Genomic DNA, 6740 nt, shown 5'->3' with positions numbered 1-6740 from the left:
AGAAAGCTCACGCATTAATGTACGGTATGAAAAGGCTGATTGAAGCAATTGGCGACTGGAATCCCCTATCACACAAGCCGACAATCTCAGATGTGATCTCAACGAGTACCAGAGTCACTACGAATTATTCGTAGGGTAGCGACAGTATCATGCATGACGCAAATGCTTCGGAGATGTCGTTGAACATCGCTTGCGCTGAAGTTTAAGCCTTGCTGATTTGCGTAGCAACTAGCCATAGAATTGCGCGTTCAACAATTTCAAAATTCCCAAAATCTGGGCTGAGTACTCGATGACTGTTGCTCGAAAAAATTCTTGTAGAGTGTCGCCAAATGATTCAGAATTTCCTTGGTGGCTTGATTGGGTATATGGCGAATCAGCCATGCATTAGTCACATTAGTCGTGTCGCCGACATTCAAACGCCATCAGTTTGCATAGTCTGCATGGACACCATTGCATCGGTTTCTCAAGGGCCAATTCAAGGTAGTTGGCAAGTGAGAAATCTAACACATCAGGACTGGCATCAGAAACAGCGAGCCAAGTGGAAGTCCTAGTAAGCGGGTCCAGCCATTCATCTATGGAATGACCAGGTGAGCGCACTGCGAACTGGCGGTGATTTTCGCAATTGTGCCGGAATTGAATGGCAGAAAATCGCTGTCGACTCCATCTGAAAAGATGATCCCGCCATCGGGCATGAGCGATTCAATGATGAGACCCTCACCTTCGTCAATCACCCCCGCCACAAGCGTGGCCTGGGTCCGTTGGCTCTTAAAAGGCTCGCGAACCGCCCACAGAAGCTTACGGTCCTCCCAGCTCAATGAGATATTGCTGGCCAGTTCAGTTCCCAGCATCTGAGCTACGCCCGCTGCCATATTGAAGACACTTGACATCCAGCCTGTAGAGCCGGCTCCAGTGGAGATCAGAATTCCGCTTGAGCTTTGCGCTTCACTCTTTCCGCTGGTTTGAATGGTGTAACGTGCGGAGGCGTGGTTTGCTCGCCCCACAAAAAAATCGTTGAAGGCCAATAACTTTTGTGAGTCATTGAGGAGGACTTCCGCCAAGGTGACGCGACGAATTTGCGCCTGTTGATCGAGGACTCTTTGTACCGCCCGCCTGGCTTGTTCAACTTTGAACGGCAGCAAGATGCCGTCGAATCGAATTGGATCTGGATTGACACCGATGATTGGCACGTCCCCGACGTATTTGGCCGTATTGGCAACCAATCCATCTTGGCCAACCACCACAACCACTGCCATTTTCCAAAAGTCCATGGTTGGAACCAGTGACCGGTCGACGACAGAAATCGGGACGCCAAAACTGAGTTCGCTTTCCAGTCGCTCCAGTACTCGCTGGTATATCGTGTCTTCCTGTTCGTATTCGCTAAATGAAACTTCATGTTCAATCGTAGCGGCTGATTTTGCTCCAAGTTCGGTTTGAGTCGATCGGCGATTACCAACTCGTCCCTGGGCTGTCTTGCTGAGGCCAGATTCGAATTTAGCCGGCTCTGAGAAACTCTGCCGGTTGCTCATGACAAAGCGGGCTTGTCCAAGCGTTCCCCACCGTTGGCGTAATCCTTCCAAGCGTGTCGGTCGACGAACGATCACAATTCCAGGCGTGTGGCTCAACTTTTTATTCCCAGCAGTTGTGGCTGACCTTAGCTCGGCGGTAAAAAGCATTTGTCTTGCATGACAGACACCGGGGTGACAATCGCAAGACAGAGTTTGGTTTACTTATGCGGTTTGGGATTGGTGGGTAATTCTGACTGGGTCAACATCGCCAACAGATCTGGAGAGATATTGAGTTGACCAATCTTCTCAGCATTTTCCGCCAGCTCTCGAAAGGCGAGTGCAATATTCAGTTTCGCATCGCCACCTCCGCCGGCAGCCATCAGCGTCTTCCAGTCAATTGACTTCAGGGGGTCCAGAATTTGTTGCAGGGCAAAGGCTCGGGACTCAGCCTCTTTGCGTTCATTTTCAGTGCGACTATCGACCAGCGTTGCCCGCTGGGCTTCTAGTGCGATGTCGGTGCTCATTTGAGTTTCACGGACTTCGCGCTTCTTCTGCTCGACGGCGATCTCGGTTTTTAATTCGTTCTCTTTGATCGATCGTTCCATTTCGACAGACGCATTCCGTCGGGCGAATACCGCTTCGTCTGCTTTTCTCAAGAGCTCTTCGCGAGCGCCTGCCTGGAGCGCTTTTGACATTTCGGGATTTGATTTGATTCCCAGAATCGACACGTCCAGAACTTCGATTCCCAATCGCGTCACCGCCTCAGAGGCCCCCATGCCTTGAGCGACTTCGGCAGTCATTTCGCTGGACTTGACTAGTAACTCCCGTAGAGCGAACCGCTGTACGAAGGCTTTGGCTAGAACCTGCGAGGCATGTACTAGTCGATCGTTTAGCTTGGTAGGGTCTTCGCTTCGGTAATTGCCTCTGGCATCGACGCTATAGTCCAGCACTTCGGCTACTCGCTTCGGTTGCACAATCCGATAGGTGAGCTCTCCCTGAATCATGACATGTAATAGTTAAAACTTGATCTGACATTAACCAAGGAAAGAGGTTAGTGTATTTCGGTTGCTAGCAGTAGTGCAGTTGCGCAGGTGCGTTGGGCATGGTTGAGTGATTGAAGGTGAAAGTCCTTTACGGAACCTATCGGAGGTAACCGTGAGTGAAAGCAACTGCATGAATGAGCTACCGAACAAGGTTGTATCATATGCCGCGAGGCCATGTGGGATGGAAGCTGTTAGCGAACTGCAGCACCAAACGCAAGTGAACCTCATAGCAGGCTTGCTGGCCTGGGTTAGTGTGCCTACGAACACAACGCCCAATATCCGATCGAGGCCAGGGAGTAGTCGAGGTGGGAGCGGCAGAACATTACTCAATCTTACCCCAAGAGATCTCTATCGATCCACAGTCAGTCTCCCACAAGCATGTGGTAGGGCAGGCGGAGGAAACGACAAATGCCCAAAGTCGATAGAGAAGTCGGATCACTCCATAGTAGTGATGAAGCCGGGTAATGCCGGTGGAGCGAAGGGGGTGACAAGTTGAAAGGTCTGATTCACGTCAACTGACATTCGTGTTTGCCGACAGGCCTAAAGCTCTACTGAGCTCAGGGGCGAGTTCGCGCGGCCCGCAGACGCATCTGCCTGGCCAAGAGTACTTGCAGCATCAAGCGGAAGTCAATTTGACGAGCGAAGAAGACACCCGAGCAACTGACCGCAGTCGGTTGCTGGAACGAGTAGCCTGGTTGCCAAACTTGGCACATGCGTTACTCAAGGTAGCATCGAATAAAGGTGCTCCCGGCGTCGATGGAGAAAGCGTCGAGTCGGCTGTGGAGCACGCTCCACAGTTGCTAGCCGATCTTCATCAAGCCTTGATGGACGGGACCTATATCCCTGGAGACATTCGCCGAGTTTGGATACCCAAGCCCGGGGGTGGCGAAAGAGGTTTAGGCATTCCCAATGTCGTGGATCGAATTGTTCAGCAGGCGGTCCTCCAGGTTCTGGAGCCGATCTTTGAACCAAGCTTCCATAACAGCAGTCATGGTTTTCGCCGTCGTCGCGGTGCACAGACTGCGATCGCCGAAGCTAAGGGTTGCTTTCCGCAGAAGGTTACGGCACCACGGTCGATATTGATCTTTCCAAGTTCTTCGACCGAGTTCATCACCAACGCTTGCTTAGCCGCTTGGCCCAGTGAGCTCGGCGATGGACGCAACGAAGCGCTGATTCTAGTTACCTTGATGCTGAAAGCGAAAGTCGTCTTACCAGATGGCAGTAGTTCTCCGGACGCAAGAAGTTGCCCCTGCAAGGCGGTCCGCTCCTTCACTCCTCTCGAACGTCGTCCTGACGAACTCGACTGGAGTTAAGTCGTCGTGGCCTTCGCTTCGCGCGCTATGCTGATGATTTCAGTATTTTCGTCCGCAGTCACAGGGCTGGAGAAACGCGTGATGGCATCCGTGCAACGATTCATCGAAGATCACCTTCGCCTCCAGGTGAATACGGAAAAGTTAGGTAGCCATTTGACCTTCCTTCCTTGGCTTTAGCCTGCGGAAAGCATCCGATGGCTCAATCTCAGTCAGTATCTCCGCTAAGACAAAGCAACATTTGTCTGCCCGCATTCGCGAGCTAACACCTCGCACATGGGGTAACTCATCGCTCGCCGCGTCGAACGTGCCAACCGCTATTTAACGGGTTGGGTTGGATACTTTCGGTTATGCACCAGCCCAAGTTCCTTCAGCAACTTTGATGCTCATATCCGGCGACGGCTACGAGCCATCTTAGTCCGCCAGAAGAAACGCTCACGTCACCTGTACCGTCATTTGCAAACCCGCGGCGTATCCCGGGGCCAAGCTTGGAAAACCGCCTATCAGATTCGTAGCGTTTGGAAGCGAAGCAGCAGTTTGTGTCCACAAAGTCACTTCGAACGCATGGTTCGAGCGACGGCTTGTATCGCTCTCCGTCCGATGGCAAGAACTCCAGCCAGCCGCAGGTCCAAGGACAGCTTATGCTGTTCAACATGTTCAGCTTGAGGAGCCGGATGTGGGCCCACAAGTCCGGTTCTCAGAGAGGTGCGGGGAGCAACTCACGTGCCTACTCGACCAGCAACGAAACGAATGCTAGCAGCCGGCGCAAGAGCTCACATAGGCCCTTTACAAAGGGACAAGGAGTGTCAGATGACTACCGAACGTAAGAGATCATTGAAAACAAACCGGCATGCTTAAGCTGGTTGAGAAGCTCGGGAATGTCTCCGAGGCTTGCAAGGTGTTCACTCCGGTTACCCAGAGATAGTTCTTGTATCGCTTCAAGCAGCTTCTACGAAGTGGCGGCGAGGAAGCTCAAGGAGATCTCTAAGAAGAAGCCCGTGCTGAAGAATCGCGTGTGGCTCCTGAAGTTGAACAGGCCGTGCTGAAGATGGCCTTTGAGCTGCCAGCCTATATCAAGTGCGTGTCAGCAACGAACTCAAGAAGCAGGGCATTCTGCTATCGCCTGGCGGAGTCCGCAGTATCTGGCTGCGACATGACTTGAGACTTTCAAGAAACGCTTGACAGCACTCGAAGCCAAGATCGCTCAGGAGGGTGGCGGCGCGCTTACTGAAGAGCAAGTCGTTGCTCTTGGAGAAAGCCAAGCAGGAAAAAGGAGCGCATGGTCAATCGAAACCGAGCATCCCGATACCTGGTCGCTCAAGACACCTTCTACGTAGGAACGATTAAGGTGTTGGACGAATCTACCAGCAGACCGTCATCGATACCTACACGGGTCGCGTTTGCAAAACTCTATGATCGCAAGAACGCACCTGTAGCTGCCGACATGCTCAATGATCAGGTGATTCCATTCTTTGAGCAGGAAGAAGTACGCGCAAGGTGTTCTCACCGATCGTGGTAATTGAGTACTGCGGGGCGCGTGAACATCACGAGTACGAGTTGTACTTAGCTTAGAGAATATCGACCACGAAAACTAAAGCTAAGAGCCCGCAAACCAATGGTATTCGCGAGCGTTTTCACAAGACGATTTTGCAAGAGTTTTATCAGATTGCCTTTCGCAAAAAACTCTACGAATCGATCGAGCAATTGCAACAGGATGTCGATCAATGGTTACAGCACTACAACGAAGAACGTCCTCACAGCGGACGCTACTGCTTCGGAAAAACTCCGATGCAAACTTTCAAAGATTCTAAGCAGTTGGTTGATCAAAAAATGCTCGACCAACTCTTACAGCCCAGTGCGTAATCTGGGCAATTGTCGTCAGATCAAATACTGGCTACTACACATAAAACCACCAAAATGTCGGATCGCAGTTTTTGCACAGGGCGGTACCGTGGCCTCGCGGCTTGTGTCTCGTACTGCTCCTTGCGACACTTAGGCCCGACGAGTAACTATCGGACTAGCAACTGATGCGCTCCCTTCAAAAAATTTCCCATTTGTTCCTAGTCCACATCAAATATTGACTTCGATATCACCTCAATCTCCCGAACTGCGAAGCCATTTTAATACAGCATTTTCCAGACCAACTGCTAGTTCGAGTAATTTGACCACACTACTACCTTCGACGATTTCGGCGGAGGGATAGGCCGAGCGTTGCAGGGGCTAGCAGAAGAAGAGACGATGGTTCAGGTACGACTCGCATGGTACCGATCCGTCCGCTGAGTCCAACCGACTCGTTATTGACGTTCAGCAAGTCGAATGCGGCTAGGTCGCCTAGCTCGTTGTGAAGCGATATCTGCTCCTCTTCGGTTGCACTGACCAGATTCCCAAAAACGGTAAGACTCCATACGGTGGGGACACCTCCGGACCAACTGGAGAATGAATTGTTTGGCAGAGATATTCCAGACGGAAGAGCGGCGACATCAGGAACGTTAAAGGTGAAAGAAGGTACGCCTGCCGAGGTGGCTGTCAACGAAAAGGACCTAGCCTGGCTGGCACCAACTGTGTCAAAGGTTATTGTTCCAAATATTCGATCTACGCCAGACGAAAAATGTGAGCCCAGCGTGGCATCGAAGGGACTACCCATAAACGTGACCGTGGCTGCATACGCAGATGCGGGTGCTAGGCACAGGATCAGACAGGCCACGATATGTCGAAAGCTTTGAACGAATGATCGGATCATCTTGTGAACCTTATCACAAATCAAGTTGGTTAGTTTCTTCATGCGAGGCACCTAGTTTACGTCCACGTTTTGGCAAACGTAGCTACGACACGGTGTCACGGATTTTCTGGGACCATGCAATATCTGGGTTATCGTCTGGTCG

General features: G+C 51.5%; 5 protein-coding genes and 1 pseudogene. 3 read left to right on the top strand and 3 right to left on the bottom strand.

The genetic code is table 11. The features are described from left to right. Nucleotides 1–572 precede the first annotated feature (572 nt). On the bottom strand, nt 573–1673 hold the full coding sequence (locus KF752_09460) for an NAD(+)/NADH kinase (GenBank protein ID MBX3421767.1): 1101 nt from the start codon (nt 1671–1673) through the stop codon (nt 573–575). A 50-nt stretch (nt 1674–1723) separates the two neighbouring features. Next, complete coding sequence (locus KF752_09455) at nt 1724–2509, bottom strand: protein/band 7 family protein (protein ID MBX3421766.1); 786 nt, start codon at nt 2507–2509, stop codon at nt 1724–1726. A gap of 563 nt (nt 2510–3072) precedes the next feature. Here KF752_09455 and KF752_09450 point away from each other — a divergent pair. From KF752_09450 to KF752_09440, 3 genes and pseudogenes are all read left to right on the top strand, one after another. Beyond that, nucleotides 3073–3861, top strand: coding sequence for a hypothetical protein (locus KF752_09450; GenBank protein ID MBX3421765.1), 789 nt, complete (start codon nt 3073–3075; stop codon nt 3859–3861). A gap of 285 nt (nt 3862–4146) precedes the next feature. Further along, nucleotides 4147–4524 carry a hypothetical protein gene (locus tag KF752_09445; protein ID MBX3421764.1) on the top strand — a complete coding sequence of 126 codons (378 nt, stop codon included), beginning with the start codon at nt 4147–4149 and terminating at the stop codon, nt 4522–4524. Between the two features lie 262 nt (nt 4525–4786). Further along, a pseudogene (locus KF752_09440) lies at nt 4787–5721 on the top strand (transposase family protein). A 310-nt stretch (nt 5722–6031) separates the two neighbouring features. On the opposite strand, the gene KF752_09435 reads toward KF752_09440, so the two are convergent. After that, complete coding sequence (locus KF752_09435) at nt 6032–6640, bottom strand: PEP-CTERM sorting domain-containing protein (protein ID MBX3421763.1); 609 nt, start codon at nt 6638–6640, stop codon at nt 6032–6034. Between the last annotated feature and the right edge of the window lie 100 nt (nt 6641–6740).

Source organism: Pirellulaceae bacterium (assembly GCA_019636385.1).
Lineage (GTDB): Bacteria > Planctomycetota > Planctomycetia > Pirellulales > Pirellulaceae > Aureliella.
The sequence above is the reverse complement of the archived record's forward strand: the minus strand, read 5'-3'. Positions and strand labels throughout refer to the sequence as shown.

Bases quoted from the DNA above. Each gene is read 5' to 3' on its own strand.
- KF752_09460 (MBX3421767.1), bottom strand. From the start codon at position 1,673: ATGCTTTTTACCGCCGAGCTAAGGTCAGCCACAACTGCTGGGAATAAA.
- KF752_09455 (MBX3421766.1), bottom strand. From the start codon at position 2,509: ATGATTCAGGGAGAGCTCACCTATCGGATTGTGCAACCGAAGCGAGTA.
- KF752_09435 (MBX3421763.1), bottom strand. From the start codon at position 6,640: ATGAAGAAACTAACCAACTTGATTTGTGATAAGGTTCACAAGATGATC.